This is a genomic window from Winogradskyella alexanderae (genome assembly GCF_020166335.1).
Lineage (GTDB): Bacteria > Bacteroidota > Bacteroidia > Flavobacteriales > Flavobacteriaceae > Winogradskyella > Winogradskyella alexanderae.
Genome location: NZ_JAIUJR010000002.1, coordinates 153,155 through 170,952, shown reverse-complemented (window position 1 = coordinate 170,952; position 17,798 = coordinate 153,155). Strand labels below are relative to the sequence as shown.

General features: G+C 35.4%; 14 protein-coding genes. 6 read left to right on the top strand and 8 right to left on the bottom strand.

Features of this window, described 5'->3' with window-relative positions; translation table 11 throughout:
* Positions 1–9 precede the first annotated feature (9 nt).
* The 6 genes from LBU54_RS04200 to LBU54_RS04175 all read right to left on the bottom strand — a co-directional run bounded on the left by LBU54_RS04200 (position 10) and on the right by LBU54_RS04175 (position 7,993).
* Positions 10–750, bottom strand: a complete 741-nt coding sequence (locus tag LBU54_RS04200) for a hypothetical protein (protein WP_224526318.1) — start codon at positions 748–750, stop codon at positions 10–12.
* Positions 747–1,643, bottom strand: a complete 897-nt coding sequence (locus LBU54_RS04195) for an ATP-grasp domain-containing protein (RefSeq protein WP_224526317.1) — start codon at positions 1,641–1,643, stop codon at positions 747–749. Before LBU54_RS04195 ends, LBU54_RS04200 begins: the two co-directional genes overlap by 4 nt.
* The gene (locus tag LBU54_RS04190; protein WP_224526315.1) at positions 1,640–2,308 is read right to left on the bottom strand and encodes a DNA alkylation repair protein; all 669 of its coding nucleotides are present in this window, start codon (positions 2,306–2,308) and stop codon (positions 1,640–1,642) included. Before LBU54_RS04190 ends, LBU54_RS04195 begins: the two co-directional genes overlap by 4 nt.
* A gap of 27 nt (positions 2,309–2,335) precedes the next feature.
* Complete coding sequence (locus LBU54_RS04185) at positions 2,336–5,593, bottom strand: S41 family peptidase (protein ID WP_224526313.1); 3,258 nt, start codon at positions 5,591–5,593, stop codon at positions 2,336–2,338.
* A gap of 94 nt (positions 5,594–5,687) precedes the next feature.
* Entirely contained in the window at positions 5,688–7,394 is a 1,707-nt protein-coding gene (ggt, locus tag LBU54_RS04180) for a gamma-glutamyltransferase (protein ID WP_224526310.1), read from the bottom strand.
* Positions 7,391–7,993, bottom strand: coding sequence for an acyl carrier protein phosphodiesterase (locus tag LBU54_RS04175; protein ID WP_224526307.1), 603 nt, complete (start codon positions 7,991–7,993; stop codon positions 7,391–7,393). The genes ggt and LBU54_RS04175 overlap by 4 nt, the downstream gene beginning before the upstream one ends.
* A 70-nt stretch (positions 7,994–8,063) precedes the next feature.
* Here LBU54_RS04175 and glmM point away from each other — a divergent pair, with 70 nt between their 5' ends.
* A complete protein-coding gene (gene glmM, locus LBU54_RS04170) occupies positions 8,064–9,452 on the top strand; it encodes a phosphoglucosamine mutase (RefSeq protein WP_224526305.1) in 1,389 nt (462 codons plus the stop codon).
* A 33-nt stretch (positions 9,453–9,485) separates the two neighbouring features.
* Positions 9,486–10,991, top strand: coding sequence for an aminotransferase class V-fold PLP-dependent enzyme (locus LBU54_RS04165; protein WP_224526303.1), 1,506 nt, complete (start codon positions 9,486–9,488; stop codon positions 10,989–10,991).
* Between the two features lie 6 nt (positions 10,992–10,997).
* On the opposite strand, the gene LBU54_RS04160 is transcribed toward LBU54_RS04165, so the two are convergent.
* Entirely contained in the window at positions 10,998–11,888 is an 891-nt protein-coding gene (locus LBU54_RS04160; protein WP_224526301.1) for a lysophospholipid acyltransferase family protein, read from the bottom strand.
* A gap of 61 nt (positions 11,889–11,949) precedes the next feature.
* Between LBU54_RS04160 and LBU54_RS04155 the strand changes: the two genes are divergently transcribed.
* Positions 11,950–12,603, top strand: a complete 654-nt coding sequence (locus LBU54_RS04155) for a rhomboid family intramembrane serine protease (RefSeq protein ID WP_224526299.1) — start codon at positions 11,950–11,952, stop codon at positions 12,601–12,603.
* Positions 12,604–12,607: 4 nt separating this feature from the next.
* Here the strand turns inward: LBU54_RS04155 and LBU54_RS04150 are convergent, their stop codons facing one another.
* Entirely contained in the window at positions 12,608–13,759 is a 1,152-nt protein-coding gene (locus tag LBU54_RS04150; RefSeq protein WP_224526297.1) for a redoxin domain-containing protein, read from the bottom strand.
* Between the two features lie 180 nt (positions 13,760–13,939).
* Here LBU54_RS04150 and mnmE point away from each other — a divergent pair, with 180 nt between their 5' ends.
* The 3 genes from mnmE (at position 13,940) to LBU54_RS04135 (ending at position 17,597) form a co-directional block, all read left to right on the top strand.
* On the top strand, positions 13,940–15,328 hold the full coding sequence (gene mnmE / locus LBU54_RS04145; RefSeq protein ID WP_224526295.1) for a tRNA uridine-5-carboxymethylaminomethyl(34) synthesis GTPase MnmE: 1,389 nt from the start codon (positions 13,940–13,942) through the stop codon (positions 15,326–15,328).
* A 167-nt stretch (positions 15,329–15,495) separates the two neighbouring features.
* Positions 15,496–16,614: a site-specific integrase gene (locus LBU54_RS04140; protein WP_224526294.1), complete on the top strand. Its 1,119-nt coding sequence runs from the start codon at positions 15,496–15,498 to the stop codon at positions 16,612–16,614.
* 2 nt (positions 16,615–16,616) lie between these two features.
* Positions 16,617–17,597 carry a hypothetical protein gene (locus LBU54_RS04135; RefSeq protein ID WP_224526292.1) on the top strand — a complete coding sequence of 327 codons (981 nt, stop codon included), beginning with the start codon at positions 16,617–16,619 and terminating at the stop codon, positions 17,595–17,597.
* The last annotated feature ends 201 nt before the right edge of the window (positions 17,598–17,798 follow it).

Sequence of the window (17,798 nt, the reverse complement as noted above, 5' to 3'; positions counted from 1 at the left end):
TAAGATGTTTTAATTTTCATTAACTACTCCTTTTACGCCTTCAAGCGTTATACTAAAAAACAATAGTTTATGCAATGTTGGTAACTGTGCTCCACTATCTGTTGTAATCCAATTTTCCCAAGTTGCTGGCAATCCTTTAATTGGTAGAATATCTACCCACATTTGATAACTTTTTGGTTTACCAGAATCATCAAAGTGCCATAAATAAGAGTCGCCAGGTGTTGTGCCTCCTGTTGTATAAGTAACTAGAAGTGATTGTTTGCCGGTTTCATCTGTAACAAGTCGTCTTTCAACACCATCATCAAAAGCCTTATACGGTGCAACCAACCAAAACGAATCGTTATTAAATATAGCTTCTGCCTTACCTATAAGCTTTAGTCTATCTTCGCCATTATAAATTTGCTCCGCAACAAAAACTTTAGAGCTATCAGTATTTTTAAGATTTAGATCAACTTTAAAATCACTCCAATAAACTTCACATCTTTCTTTTGTTTTATACCATTTAAAGGAATGTCTTCCAGAAAATATCCACTCCAGGTAATCGGTAGTATTATAGGCCTCATAATCTAGTGTTTCAAGCATTCTAGAAGCTAGTGCATCTGCTTCTTTTCCTTGTATTCCGTTTGGCAAATCTTCATTGTATTTTATATATAGAAAACCAAAAAACAATAAACTTGGTAGCGTAAAAAAAATAATGAGGCCACCGATGATTTTTAAAACTTTCTTTAAGCGAGACGATTTTTTTTTCATGGATGTAATATACCATTAATAGCATTAGCAAGATAATTTGCCGCATTGGGATTTTTTCTAAACCATAGTTCTGGTTCGATCAATTCTAATTCCCCTAATGCCAGTTCATTATTATTGTCGTAAAAAATATCAACCCTAGCATAAATAGGTAGTTCAGGGCAACCAGTCAAAGCATGTTGTGCAAAAAATATTTCTTCCTCAGTGGGATTATAGTCATGTACCGATCCTCCAAAATCATCTTGTACCCTAAAGTCCCCTGCTTTTGCTTTTTTGAGAATAGCATGCGTAAATTGTCCATTAAATACCATCATTGAAATTTCACCTTTTGATACGATATTATGCTGAAACGATTGTAACATCATGGCTTCCTCTTGAATTAATTTCTCAAATAGTTGCTCATATTTAGATAAATTTTCAGGGTTTAACTTGTAGGTATGTCTTGCTGCTCCAGCAATACAAGGTTTAAGGACTGTTTCATTCCAGCCTAATTTGGCATGTAATTCTTTTAGGGTAATCTCTGTTTTTGGCTCTATAAATTCAGTTGAAGGAATATGGATACCTTTTTGTTTTAAATCTTGAAGATAATGCTTGTCGATATTCCATCGGATCAATTGCTCTGAATTCACCAATTGAGCTGTTTGACTTACTTGACTAAGCCAATTGGAAAATTCATCAAAACGGTCAAAATAGTCCCATGTGGTCCTGAACAATAAAATTTTACTCGTTGCCCAATCGAAATTTGCATCGTCCCATGCTTTACGAGTAACTCTTAATCCAAGCGCTTTAAGACTTTCAACAACTAGTTTGTCCTCATAAAAAACATTGTGTTTATATGGATCCTTGCTATCTTTTAAGTATCTACTATCTGTTAATACGGTGACGTCGTAAATCATTTAAAATGTTTTAATGCCTCTTTCTGGCTAAGTGGTTTCAATTCACTTGTCTTAACAACATTTATAACAGCATCACTGTTGTACTTTGCGTATTCTCGTAATGCCCAGCCAATGGCTTTTTGAATAAAGAACTCGTCAGAATGTTTATGGGCATTACAAACCTGAAATAGAAGCTTGGCATCGGTTTTTTCTTTATAACCCAGTTGAAACAATATGGATGCGCGGTTAAGCCACATGTTTTGACTTTGGGAAAGCTTACTAATCGTTTCTTCTCGCATGTAGGGATGTTCTAATAAGAATTGACCCAAGATATGTTTAGCTATAAAATCAACAGAATCCCAATGAGAATTGGTGGTTATTAAATAAGTTATGAATTCTATGTCAGCTTTTAAATAATTCCTTTTTTTGAAACGTGCAAAAGTTTCCATTGCACAATAGTGAAATTCCCTTTCATGCATGCTATATAGTACTTTTGCTATTTCAGAAATGTTAGAGGTCACTTCTTCTTTATTTGAATGTATTGCCTCTTTTAAAATAGTTTTACGTTGAACTGATTTAATGCCAAAGAATACAAACTTATTTTTCATGTAAGCTTGCATTGCTTTGGCATCAATTTCATTCCTGTTATTAATGAAATGTCTTCTTAATTCTGGAACAAAGTGCATTTATAATCATAAAAAAAAGAGAAAGAATCAATTATCATTTTTCCATCCATCAGGACGTTTCCAACGAATTGGAGGCGCTGGTTCAGGTTTCAATTTAAACTCATTTCCTTTTAATGAATTCAATGCCTCTTGTACGGCACGTTCAAGTTGTGGATCGTTACCTTTGCTAGTTTCCTTTGGGTGCTGTATAACCTCAATATCTGGTGCGACACCTTCACCTTCCACAGCCCATTTGCCATTAACATCATAAAAACCACCTCGTGGTGCTACCATACGACCACCATCAATAAATCTTGGTGTATCCCAGGTTCCAACTAAGCCTCCCCAAGTTCTTGTTCCAATAAGTGGCCCTAAGTTTTTCATTTTAAACATATATGGTAATAAGTCACCGCCAGAACCTGCACGCTCGTTAATAATCATCACTTTTGGCCCCCATATACCTGCAATTGGAGTTGTCCAAGGTCTGTTATCATTGGCCTTACTATTAAAATATCCAAATAATTCGCGAGACATAATATCTATCATATAATCTGCAGCAGAACCACCACCATTATTCCTCTCATCTATTATGACACCCTTTTTGTCTTGCTGTGAAAAATAATATCTGTTAAAGGAGGTAAAACCACCACCACCAGTATTTGGGACATAGACATACGCCAACTTTCCATCGGACATTTTACTTACTTTTCTGCGGTTTTCTTCAACCCATTCAATTGTTCTCAAACCTCTTTCACTACCTACAGGCTTAATCAATAAGGTTCTTGGGTTGCTTCCGTTTGAAGTGCTGCTAACAGTTATATTAATTTCGCGACCAGCCGTTTGTTCTAGATGTTGGTAAATGTTGTCGTTACCATTTAAAGTCTTTCCATTAATAGAAAGGATGTAATCTCCTTCATTAGCATCAATCCCAGGTTGCGCGAGTGGCGATTTTGTGCCTGGATTCCAGCGTTCTCCATCATAAATTTTAGAAATTTGATATTTACCATTTTTTACTACAAAATCGCATCCAAGTAATCCAACTGGTACAAAATCTAAATCAGGAAAATCTCCTCCTGAAACGTAGGAATGCCCTACAGCGACCTCACCACTCATTATATCAACAACATAATTAAGATCAGTTCTATGTCTTACATGCTCTATCCAAGGTGAATACCATTGGTACACCTCATCCCATGGGGCACCATGGACATTGTCTACATAAAGAAAATCTCTCATGTAGCGCCAACCTTCTTTGAATATTTGATGCGCTTCCGCTTTAGGGTCTAGCTTAATTTTCATGTTGGTGTTAAGTTTGTCTTCACCTGGCTTTGGTTTACCATTTGTACTAGCTAAAACCCAACTGCCATTTTGCGCAAGTAGAATTGATTTTCTATCCTCTGATGCAACCATTTGCGAAACCCCTTTTGCAAAATCTGAAGCTTTTTCCTTTTCTACATCGTAAGAATGAACTTTAAGACCTCTTTCATTCGGAATGGCTTCAGCAATAAAGACCTTATGTTTTGGTCCTTTAAGAAGTGCCACATAGTTTCTTGCAGGTAATTCTAGTGCTACGGCTCTATCAAAAATCCCGTTTTCAGTAATAACTATGTCAGCTTTGCCATTCTTTTTATTTTCCTTTTTGTTGTTTTCACTTTTATCCTCTTTTTTTTCTTTTTCTTCTTCTAGATCATTTTTAGGAAGATTAGGTGCTTTGTCTTCAGCGTTAAGTACTAGAGCATATAAATTTCTGGTTAAGTTAGCTGAAGGGTCATAATTGCTCATGTCCAGCCAACCCGATTGCAATCCATAGTTTGTGCTTGCAAGAGTATATATGTATTTACCACTCTCGTCCCAAACTGGTGTTATGGCATCTGCAATAGGATCTGTTATTTGGATGGTCTTACCGGAATCCACATTATGCACAAATATGGATTTAAAATGACTTTCTAGTTGTTTGGCATAAGCTATCCATTTGCTATCTGGAGACCACACAGGATTCATTGTTCTATTAGGATGTGCATATCTATCGGTATCAACTTTTTTAGTTTTTTTTGTTTCAACGTTTAATATCCAAATATTGTAATGTGTATCTGTGTAGGCAATATGTTTACCATCTGGTGACCAATCTGGTTGAAAATAAAATGTTGGGTTTGGTAACGCTATACTTTCGGGATTTTGACCATTTTGTTCTGCGATGACCAGACTATATTCTCCTCCTTTATCGGAAAACCATGCTACCTTGTCACCATTGGGAGACCAAATTGGGTTACGGTCTGCAACTCCTGGAGAATTTGTTAGGTTCATCCATGTACCATTTTCTTTTGGTACGCTGAATATTTCGCCTCTATATTCAAAAATTGCACGTTTCCCTTTTGGAGACAGATTCGGATTAATCAAATTTCTCCCGGAAACATCATCCCATTTAGTACGATAAAAATTTAAATCGGCTTTAACTTCTATATTCAATTGATTTGTGCTGCCTGATTTTGGATCATAAACATGTAAATAACCACCTTGTTCGTAGATTAATTTATCTCTACTAGCGTCAAGGCTTTTTACATCGAACTTTTTATGAAATGTTACTTGCTTTTCTTCTTTTGTCAATGGATTAAATGACCAAATATTCATAGTGTAATCACGTTCCGACATAAAATAAACATTACCATTAAGCCAAACAGGATCTAGATGGCGTTCTTGTGTTGGTTGAGAAGTCCTTATAAGATCTTTGGTTTTGAGATTTACAATCCAAATGGGCATGGCCTGTCCACCACGATAATTGCGCCACTCGGCATCCCAACCGGTAATTGGCGTATAAGCAATATGCTTGCCATCTCTTGATATCTCACCATAAGCTGCTCGAGGAATATCTAAAGGTTCTGGTAAACCACCATTGGTTGAAACTGTATAAAACTTATTGGTCATTGTAGGTTGACTTTCTCTTCCAGATCTAAACAAGACTTTGCCATCTGGTGTCCACCCTTGTACAAAATCACCACCTGGATGATGTGTTAAACGTTTTGGTTCACCACCTTCAGCCGGTATAACATAAACATCTACATTGCCATCATACTGTGCTGTAAACGCAATTAGCTTACCATCATTTGAGTAATGTGGATTAGATTCATAGCCTTCGTCACTTGTGAGCCTTATGGCTGTACCACCGGGAATAGATGCTTTCCAGAGGTCATTAGCATATACAAATACTACATCATTACCATGTAGTGTTGGTTGTCTTAAAAGTTGGGTGCCTTGAGAAAAACTGGAAAGGAAAAGGCAACATGTAATAATACTTGTTAGGAGTTTCATGTTTAGTTGATTTTTTTTTTTGTAAAGTAAATAGCGATTGGTCTCTCTAAAGATACGATTTAAGCAAAGTGTAAAGTGCAAAAAGATGTTAAAACTAAAAGCCTACAGCAGTATCGTCACCACGACGGTCGGCGCCACCTTCTAATCTTCCATCCTCTAATACTAAAATGCCGTCTACTTTGCCTATTACAGGTGACCGCGTTTGATTGATTTTATATCCTTTTGCCTCTAAATGCATAATTAATTGCTCATTGAATGAATTGGGCTCCATACGTATTTCGTCTGGACGCCACTGATGATGGAATCTTGGGGCATCTACAGCTTGTTGCATTGTAAATCCAAATTCATGTACATTTAAAATAGCTTGAAGTACAGAGGTGATAATTGTAGAGCCTCCAGGTGTGCCAACAGACATATAAAAATCACCATCTTTTTCAATAATAGTTGGTGTCATCGAGCTAAGCATTCTTTTTTCAGGTGCGATGCTATTTGCTTCTGCTCCGATTAAACCGTAGGAATTAGGTTCACCTGGCTTGCTGCTAAAATCGTCCATTTCGTTATTTAGGAAGAAGCCAAGTTCCTCTAGATAAAGTTTAGAACCATAGCCACCATTAAGTGTTGTGGTAACAGCGATAGCATTACCAAATGGGTCTACAATAGAATAGTGGGTAGTTTCTTCACTTTCATAACCCAGTATTTGTCCATGCGATAATGAATCTACATGTGTTGCCCTATCGAATGAAAAATCGCTAATTCTATTTTCTAAATAGACATTACTTGTAAGTGTTTCTATAGGTATATCAATAAAATCAGGATCACCTAAATAATAACTGCGATCGGCATAGGCACGCTTTTCAGCTTCAACTAAAACCTGAATAAACTTTAGGGAATTATGGTCATAACCTGAAAGGTCAAAGGGTTCTACCATGGTCATGATTTGATTGAGACAAATGCCACCTGATGAAGGAGGTGACATAGAGGTAATGGTTAAATCGTCATATTGAAAAGTTATGGGTTGTCTCCAAACGGCTTCGTATTTGGCTAAATCTTCTAGAGTAATTATACTGCCATGGTCCTGCAGAAAATTAACTAATTTTTTACCGGTTTCACCTTTGTAGAATTCATCTCTACCAGCATTGGCAATGCGTTCAAGGGTATTGGCTAATGCAATGTTGTTTATAGTATCACCTTTTTTTATCGATTTATTAAAGGGTATTTCTTTTTCATTGACAACTTTAAAAATGCTATCGTAATTTTTAAAACGAGATGCCTGTTGTTCGGTAACCACAAATCCTTTATTTGCCAATTCCATCACAGGTTGCAAAATGGTTTTTACATCCAATAAACCAAAGCGTTCGTGTGCTTTAAAAATTCCGGCAATAGTCCCAGGTACTCCGACCGCTAAACTTCCAACTGTGCTTTTACCTTTTATAACATTGCCATTTTCATCTAAATACATTTCCTTGCTTGCAGCTATTGGTGCTTTCTCTCGGTAATCTAATGCACCTTTTGAGCCGTCTGCCAACCTGTAAACCAAGAACCCACCACCACCTAAATTACCTGCATATGGATAAGTGACCGCTAAGGCCATTTCTGTTGCCATCATAGCATCGAAAGCATTACCTCCTTTTTTTAATATCTCAACACCTACTTTTGAGGCTTCTTCACGAGCACTAACTACCATAGCAGTTTTGGTGATTAAACCTCTATTGGATATTTGAAGTTTCTCTGATTTTCTTTCGTTCTTGCATCCTGCAAGAAATACAATGGTAAGCAGTAGCGAGCGAAGAAGAATTCTCATAAATTATATCTATTTTTTAATATAGTAAGTTGTTCGTTGCTAAAACTATTTAATTCTGTGAAGAACTCTTTGAAATCAGCTTCAAAGTCAGCATAATAAAGTTGCAACTCCTTAGTAGCCAAATTCATTTTTGATTGGTGCTTCGTTCTCCTGTTCATGCCATTTAACACTGATTGAATTCCTTCTATCTTAGAATAGTTTAAAAGCCAATTGTCTCTAATCATATAGGGTGTCAGGTTCTTAAATTTTGGCGGTAGCAATTCAAAATTTGCATTGAGGCTCTTATAAAAGTTAGAGACAAAAGTTTCTAACATTATATCACAATAGTCCGACCAGTTTTTAGCCAAAAAATGGTCATAGAAAATATCAACTATTACGCCGCTGTAGTGCCGATAGGGTTTGTGAAGTTTTTTGGTACTGCGTCTAAAGACCGGATGTGCATCGGTAAAGGTATCTATTGCGCGGTGAAGCAGTATACCAATTTGAATTTCATCTGGGTAATTCTCATATCTTTTACCTCTAATTCCATCAGCAACAAAGTTTCCTATTGCTATCAGTTCGTTGTTACCTGACAGGTAAATATGAGCTAAAAAATTCATCTGTCGAATTTACAAATTCATAATAAATTAATTGTATATAGATATTATATTTGCTGAAAATCAATTCTGTATGACCTTAATTAAATCAATATCCGGTATTCGTGGCACCATTGGTGGAGAAGTTGAAGAAAATTTAACGCCAGTTGATGCGGTTAAATTTGCAGCAGCTTATGGCACATGGGTTAAGCAACAACGTAACAAAGAAAATTATAAAGTTGTAGTTGGAAGAGACGCTAGAATATCTGGAGAAATGATACAGAATTTAGTCATGAATACTTTAGTAGGCATGGGAATTCACGTTGTGGATTTAGGTTTGTCTACAACGCCAACGGTTGAAGTAGCCGTGCCAATGGAACATGCGGATGGTGGTATAATCTTGACTGCAAGTCATAACCCAAAACAATGGAATGCATTAAAACTTCTGAATGCAAACGGCGAATTTCTTAATGGTGCAGAGGGAAAAAAAATATTGGATATTGCCTCTTCTAACGATATGATATTTGCCGAAGTGGATGCATTAGGAAAGATAACAAAGAATGAAGCCTATATCGATTTACATATTGATGAAGTTTTAGATTTACCACTTGTAAACAAGAAAGCCATCGAAGAAGCTAATTTTAAAGTAGTTGTAGATGGTGTTAACTCAACAGGAGGAATCGCAATTCCTTTATTATTGGACCGCTTAGGCGTTCATGCTGTTAAACTTTACTGCGATCCAACTGGCCATTTTCCTCATAATCCAGAACCATTGAAAGAACACCTTGGCGATTTAGCCAAGGCTGTGGTAGAAGAACGAGCCGATTTTGGAATTGTAGTTGATCCAGATGTTGATAGGCTTGCCTTTATGGACGAAACTGGTGAAATGTTTGGTGAAGAATACACTTTGGTTGCTTGTGCAGATTATGTTCTAAGTAAAAAGCCTGGAAATACGGTCAGTAATATGAGTTCAACCCGAGCTCTGAGAGATATTACAGAGAAGCATGGAGGCTCTTACGAAGCAAGTGCTGTTGGTGAGGTTAACGTGGTAGCATTAATGAAGAAAAACAATGTCGTAATTGGAGGAGAAGGTAATGGAGGTATCATTTATCCAGAATTACATTACGGAAGAGACGCACTTGTTGGCGTAGCCTTGTTTTTAAGTTTGCTTGCAGAAAAGAAAATGAAGGTCAGTGAACTCAGAGCAACGTATCCAAACTACTACATGAGTAAGAAGAAAATTCAACTAACACCTAAACTTGATGTTGATGGTATTCTTAAAACCATGGAGCGCAATTACAGTCATGAAAAAATAACAACTATTGATGGTGTTAAGATTGATTTTTCAGATAGCTGGGTGCATTTAAGAAAAAGTAATACCGAACCAATAATTAGAATTTATACTGAAGCACCATCACAAGATAAAGCAGATAGTCTTGCAGACCGCTTCATTGGCGAAATAAAGGCGATTGCTAATATTTAGTATCTTTAACGCGCCAATAATTTTGTTACCATTATGATAACAGATACAAAATCTACTGATTTTTCTAAACTAGAAGCTTATTTCAAGAAGTTTAGGGCACACATTATTGGCCAGGACCAGACTTTTATATCTCCATACGGGGAACAAAAAATTATTTATACGGATTGGACAGCTTCTGGTCGTTTATACAGACCAATAGAAGAAAAACTACTCAATGATTTTGGCCCGTTTGTAGCTAATACCCACACTGAAACAACAGTTTCTGGGACTGCCATGACAATGGCTTATCATAAAGCAAAAAACATCATAAAGGGTCATGTAAACGCTAGCGAAGATGATGTTTTAATTGTTTCTGGAAATGGTATGACAGGTGTGGTGAACAAATTTCAGAGAATTTTAGGTTTAAAAGTGCCTGAAAATCTAAGAAAGTTTACGGAGATTCCTGATGAAATTCGCCCAGTGGTATTTATTTCCCACATGGAGCACCATTCTAATCAAACATCATGGTTAGAAACAATGGCGAAGGTTGAAGTTGTGCCTCCAAATGAAAATGGATTATTCAGCCTAGAAAATTTAGAGGCGCTACTGGTAGAATATAAAGATAGAACCCTTAAGATTGCTTCCGTTATTGGAGGTTCTAATGTAACAGGGATTCAGACACCATATCATGATATAGCCAAATTAATGCACAAGCATGGTGGTGTTTGTTTTGTGGATTTTGCATGTTCTGCACCATATGTTCACATTAACATGCATCCTAAGGATAAGGATGCGTACTTAGATGCTATTTTCTTCTCGCCGCATAAATTCTTAGGTGGTCCAGGCACATCTGGTGTATTGGTCTTTAGTAAGAAACTTTATAAAAATATGATTCCTGATTGTCCGGGAGGTGGAACGGTAAGTTGGACCAATCCATGGGGTGAGCATAAGTATATTGATGATATTGAAGACCGCGAGGATGGTGGTACTCCAGGTTTTTTACAAACCATAAAAGCGGCACTCGCTATAAAATTAAAGGAACAAATGGGAGTGGATAACATGTTGCAGCGCGAACATGAACTTAATGAAATTATTTTCAGAAAATTAGATCCCATTCCAAACATAATTATTCTAGCCGGACAGCACAAAGATAGATTAGGTGTCATTTCCTTTTATATCGACGACCTACATTATAACCTTGGTGTGAAAATTTTGAACGATAAATTTGGAATACAAACACGTGGTGGCTGCAGTTGCGCAGGCACCTACGGTCATTATTTGCTTCATGTAGATCAGCAAACCTCGAAAGAATTGACCGATGAAATTTCTATTGGCGATTTGGTTAGAAAACCAGGTTGGATTAGAATGTCAATTCACCCAACAACTACCAATAACGAGATAGAATTTGTTTGTGACAGCATTATTCAGCTTGCTGACAATCATAAATTGTGGTCTAAAGATTATGAGTATTCACGCAGTAATAATGAGTTTATTCACAAATCCCAGTTAAGCAAAACCTCTGATTTGTCAGATTTAGACAGCTGGTTTGAAATAGATTAGATTCTACTATTTAAAAGCATTAGGGACCTTGTTGCGGTGTTTCCAGCGTTTATGGGTCCATAAGTAATACTCTGGTGCATTCTGTATTTGTTCTTCAACCAGTTTAAAAAATATATCTGTTATCTCGTAGTCTTTATAATCTCTTGGATTTTCAGTGATAGTTCTGAAAGTCGTTTCGTAGTAACCTCGTTTTAATCGTTTTACACTAAAAAAGACTACTGCCATGTCTAGCCTTTTAGCTAAAGTTTCCGCACCTGTGTACATTGGTACTTTAATGCCCATAAAGTTATTCCAGTGATAAGCCTTATTAGCCTTTGGTGATTGGTCTGAGGCAAACCCATTGATGGTAAGCTCACCTTTTTTCTTACTTTCATTTAGTATATCAAAGGTTTCCTTTGTAGTAATGAGATAGGAGTTATGTCTCGCTCTTATGCGCTTTACTAAACCGTCAAAGTATTTATTTCTTAGTCTTTTATATATAGCGTAACCTTTGTGGTCTATGTACTTTTGAAGAATAAATATCCATTCCCAACTACCATAATGAGCACACATTAAAACTATACTTCTTTTCTTATTGCCAAAATCATTGATCAGGCCTACGTTAGTGAATTTATAACGTTTTTTTAATTCTGCTTCAGAAATGGTCATGGATTTAATCGACTCTAGCATCATATCACAGAGATGGTGATAAAACTTGCTGGTAATTCTTGATATTTCTTTTTCAGATTTATTTGGAAATACTAACTCTAAGTTTTCTTTCACAGTAGATTTTCTATATCCAAAAACTCTGTAAATAAAAAAGTATATAATATCCGATAACCCATAGAGTAACCTAAATGGTAAAATGGAGATAAGCCATAAAAATGGATAAACTAAGATGTAAGCAATAAGTTGCATTAATTCCTGTTAGTTCTAAAGGGCAAATATATGTTATATTTGACGTTTTATTTCTGAGTTTATGTACAATTTAGGATTAGTTACCATTGTAATTATTGCGACAAATGTTATAATGTCTTTTAAAGGTTTTGGGGATCGTTTATTCTTTGAAAAGTATAAGTTCAACGTTGGTAGTATAAGGCGAGGTGAACAAATACGAATGGTAAGTTCTGGTTTTTTGCATGCAGATACAACACATTTGTTGATGAATATGATAACGTTGTATTTTTTTGCTGGTTCTGTTATAAGCCGTTTAGGGAATTTTAATTTTATACTAATCTATTTCGCTAGTTTGGTATTTGGAAATCTACTATCCCTTTATTTACATAAGGAAGAATTTTGGTATAGTGCAATTGGGGCAAGTGGTGCGGTTACTGGAGTACTCTATGCTGCGATATTATTGGATCCGAAAATGAGCTTATACATGTTTTTTATTCCTATACCTATACCTGGCTATATTTTTGGTATTGGTTATTTGTTATATTCAATTTACGGAATGAAAAATAGAGTAGGTAATATAGGTCATGATGCCCATTTTGGTGGCGCAATTGGAGGCTATGCGGTAACTTTAATGCTCACGCCAAGTTTATTTAAGACAGATTTAGGGCATGTTGGCCTGTTGGCAATACCAATTGTAATTTTGTTTGTTATGTATAAAACCGGTAAACTTCGCTGAAAGTCTATTGCTCTAGTAATTCTTTTACTGTCATTTCCAATCGCCTTCCCCTGAGGTTTTTAGCAATAATTTTGCCTTCATTATCCAGTACGTAAGTTGCTGGAATGGCATTGATGTTATATAGTCTTGCAACAGGGTCATTAAAATATTTTAAGTGAGATACCTGTGTCCATTTTAATCCGTCTTTTTCTATAGCATCTAGCCATGCTTTTTTTGGATCATTCTGTCTTGTATTGCCGTCTAGTGAAACACCAATAATCTCTAAACCGTCTTTATGATATTGCTCATATAACTTTACCACATTTGGGTTTTCTCTACGACATGGCCCACACCAAGCTGCCCAGAAATCTATTACTGTTACCTTACCACGTAAATCTTTTAAAGAAACAATGTTACCTTCTGGTGTTGGGGCTTCAAAATTAGGAGCAATTTTACCAACCTCAAGATATGCTGTTTTCTCATATTCTGTATTAATACTATCTAGTTTGCGTTTTACTCTTTCTCCCATTGGGGTTTTCTTCAACTCTGGCACTAAATTTTCATAAGATTCTAAAAAAGCTTTTATGTCGAATTTTTGTTTGTTTGCCTCAAGCCCTATAAGATTTAATGTAAAATAGCTGTTATTATTTTCTTTGGTGAATTTGGCTGGAAATTTCAGAAATCGTTGACCATGGTCCTCTAACAAAAATTTTAATGAATCTTCCTTTATGCTGTCCTTGGCTTTTTTAGCTTTTAGAAATGCATCTACCAACTCTCTATTTTCTTGTTGCAATGCTTTTATTCCATTTTGGTATTTAACAAGGTCTTCATGTGTTTTAGATCCAGTGGCTTTTGAGTCAAGCATCAATTGTTTATTAATTTCAATATCTATTTCGCTGTTTTCAAGCATAAAAAGAAATTCGCCTGGAACACCCTGAATCTCCATAAATCTTACCTTTGGCTCATCTACCTTACCTGTGAAGGTGAATTTTTCGTTCATTACAATTGCCGTATCCGAGTAAACTTCTCTTCCTAGGTTACTCACATCTTTTAGGTAAACTCTAGAGCCGTTGTATACTTCTTTTGCTGTTCCATTTATAACAAAACCATCTCGAGGTTCATTCTGGCAACTTAGGGCAAGTATAGAAATGAAAATTAGTGTAATTAGCTTTTTCATATTTTTTCTCTTAATAAACCACCTTCCAAGGGTACGTTTAATCTTTAAATTTTGCCTTGCAAATATAACAACTCCAACTAAAAGCAATTAAAATTCCATGTGAATTATATCTTAAAATAGCATTGGTGAGATTGGCAGAATCTTTTTATTTACAATACTTTTGCAATAAAGTAGTTTGATATGCATAACGATACAATTGTAGCTTTGGCAACACCATCCGGAAGCGGTGCAATTGCAATAATTAGATTGTCTGGTAATGATGCTATTACCATTGCGGATAAGCATTTCAAATCAATTAAAACCAACAAAACTTTAGCCCAAGAAGCTTCACATACTATTCATTTGGGTCATATTGTAGACGGAGCGAGAATTATTGATGAGGTCTTGATTTCAATTTTTAAGAACCCAAATTCTTATACTGGTGAAAACGTTGTAGAAGTATCTTGTCATGGGTCATCATATATACAACAGGAAATCATTCAGTTATTTTTAAGAAATGGTTGTAGAATGGCTACAGCTGGCGAGTTTACCTTGCGAGCATTTTTAAATGGAAAGTTGGATTTGAGTCAAGCGGAGGCGGTCGCGGATTTAATATCTAGCGATAATAAAGCGTCACATAAAATAGCCATGCAACAGATGCGAGGAGGCTTTTCCTCGGAAATAGCTAAGCTTAGAGAAGAGTTATTAAATTTTGCCTCTCTCATTGAATTAGAACTCGATTTTGCAGAAGAAGATGTTGAGTTTGCAGATAGAACTCAATTTAAAGAACTTATAGATCGTATTATTTTAGTTTTGAAGCGATTGATTGATTCGTTTGCTGTAGGAAATGTGATAAAAAATGGAATTCCTGTAGCCATTGTAGGAGAACCAAATGTTGGGAAATCTACCTTGCTAAACGCTTTGCTCAATGAAGATCGAGCAATCGTCTCTGAAATTGCTGGAACAACAAGAGATACCATAGAAGATGAAATTTCTATAGGTGGAATAGGCTTCAGATTTATTGATACTGCTGGTATCCGCGATACTGAAGATGTTGTTGAAAGTATTGGAATTAAAAAAACATTCGAAAAAATTGAACAGTCTCAAGTAACCATCTATTTGTTTGATGCGCAAAAAAACGTCACCAGTCTTGAAGATGTTCGTGTCGAGATAGCTAAAATAAGGAATAAGCACCCTCAAAAGCCTTTACTTGTTATTGCCAATAAGATTGACACGTTAGATGATATCCAACTTGCAGAGATTAATAAAACCATACCTGATGTATTGTTATTATCTGCAAAAACCGGTTTTGGTGTAGAGCAATTAACGAATTCACTACTAAACCTTATCAATACTGGTGCGTTGAGAAATAATGAGACCATTGTAACAAACTCACGCCATTATGATGCTTTGTTAAAAGCTTTTGAAGAAATTCGAAAAGTAAAATATGGTTTGGAAACAGGACTCTCTGGAGATTTATTGGCAATTGATATAAGACAGGCACTTTATCACTTTGGCGAGATAACGGGAGAGATTACTACCGATGATCTCTTGGGAAATATTTTCGCTAATTTCTGTATCGGAAAGTAACTTACACAAACTACATCAAACTACATCAATATAAATAACTGAAATACAGTATATTAAAATTTAGTTATTAAATTAAGCTTTTGTCTGTTTGTTTCAATTTAGCTATTTTTGTCCCGTATTTGTACCTTTTTTAGTTCGCGGTACAAAACGGTACAAAATTTTGTCACATGAATGTATCCATTAGAACACGAAAGAAAAAGGACGGTCAGGAAAGTTTATATTTAGATTATTATCTGCCAAAGGCTAAACAAAAAAGAAAGAAGGAATCGCTCAATTTGTACTTATATAGTTCGCCAAGTACTTCTAAAGAAAGAGCTCACAACAAAAAGACTTCTTTGTTAGCGGAAAGCATCCGTTCAAAGAGGTTTTTGGAGATGCAACAAGATGCTCATGGATTTTCGAATATTGCCAAAGAGAATCTTAATAAAAACTTCATTACTTATTTTTCTGAAAAAACAGATGAGCGCTATAACCAGTCTACTGGGAACTATGGAAATTGGGATAGCGTTTTAAAGCATTTGAAAAAATTCAGGGGTGACTTTGTGCCATTCAAAGATGTTGATGTGAAATGGTTGGAGGATTTTAAATACTATCTAAAGCATACGGCAAGAACTAAAAGTAATCAGCCGTTATCTCAAAATTCATGTTATTCTTATTTTAATAAAGTTAAAGCATGCCTGAGAGAGGCAACGAGAGAACACATCATTTCTAATAATCCAGCTGATAATGTCAAAGGGTTTAAACAAGGTGAATCAGAACGAGAGTTCTTAACCTTAGATGAGTTGAAGAAGGTAGCTAATACGGATTGTGAAATTCCAATCTTAAAACAAGCTTTTCTTTTTAGTGCACTTACAGGACTTAGATGGTCTGATGTCCATAAGTTGATATGGAGGGAAGTTCAATATTCTGAAGAACAAGGTCATTATATCCGCTTTAAGCAAAAGAAGACCAATGGCTATCAAACACATCCTATACCTGAGCAGGCCTTTAACTTGCTTAATGATAGACAAGGTGATGAGGAACGCGTATTTAAAGGTTTGAGATATAGCGCATGGAACAACTTAAAACTGCAACAGTGGGTTATGAAAGCGGGAATAAGTAAAACTATTACGTTTCACTGTGCACGACATACCTATGCAACCTTACAGCTCACATTTGGCACGGATATATACACCGTTTCAAAATTACTAGGCCATAAGGAGTTAAAAACCACACAGGTTTATGCCAAAATCATCAATCAGAAGAAGGTGGAGGCGGCGAATGCAATACCTGACATTAATTCTTAATTATGAACGATAAACTTTATGACATTAATATTGGTGATATTTGGAATTTTGAACAAACATTATTTCAAGAAAATCAAATCTCTGAAAATCATGTGAGAGAATTATTTCAGCGTATTGAAGATATTATAATTCATAAAGGTCAACCATTTTTGTCTACTGAAGATTATGACAATGGAGGAGAAGAATACAGAAGGAATTTTCGTGTCTATGTTACCGAATTTAGAGATAGCTTAGGAGATTTTAAGACCAGGTATACACTTAATTATTTTTTCACAAATGAATACGCTTATTATTATAATCAAGTCATTCTAATCGATAAGGAGTTTAATGATTTTGATTTTTGGTTTACTTGTAAGTTGAGACAATTCGACTCCAAATTAACCAACCTGAATAAGTTTTTAGATTTTCAATTAAAACTTAATTTCGGTAAGAATATTTCTAATTATGTCGATTTTTTAAAAGCTATTATGATCCAATATGAAAACGAGTTATTAAATAAGAGGTTGATTGAATCATTAAATTACTGGATTGAAAGCAATAAGAACGGTGGTTATTTTGAAGGTCGCCGAAAACTAAAAGGTAAGTATAGTTCACTTAGATTAAGAGAACTTAACTCAAACCCAGACTATCTCAAAAAGAATAGTCACATTTTGAACACTGTATTGAAGCAACTCAAGGCTAATAACTTTATTCATGAAGAGACTTTGTTTACGGATTTCAATAGAATTTTTGAAGGTAACGTCATTCCAGAAAATAAAAGAATTGTATGGACTGGAACCAATAAAGACCTAAAGTGGTTTATGGATTACTTGTGTGAGGGTTCAAATAAAATCGAATATCATAAACATGATAAATGGATTTTGGCAAATATGTGTTTCGTTAATAAAGAAAATCAGGAATTTGCTAAAGATGTTCTTCGAAAAGCCAGTGGTGGTAATGAAGTACGAAAAAAATTGCTAGAATCTATACTTACAAAAATTTAGCACTCGACACTTCGGAAAATTTTTTTGTTAGAAGCTGTTTAAATACAGAGGTCCTCTTTATGCTTCTAGAAATTTGCGTTCGACACTCACTCGACACTTGACTATTTACTTTTTTTTTACTTCGTTTTAATGTGTTGTTTTAAGACATGAAATTTCAATAATGCATTGCGCAATGCTCATTATTAATTAAAAATTTAAATA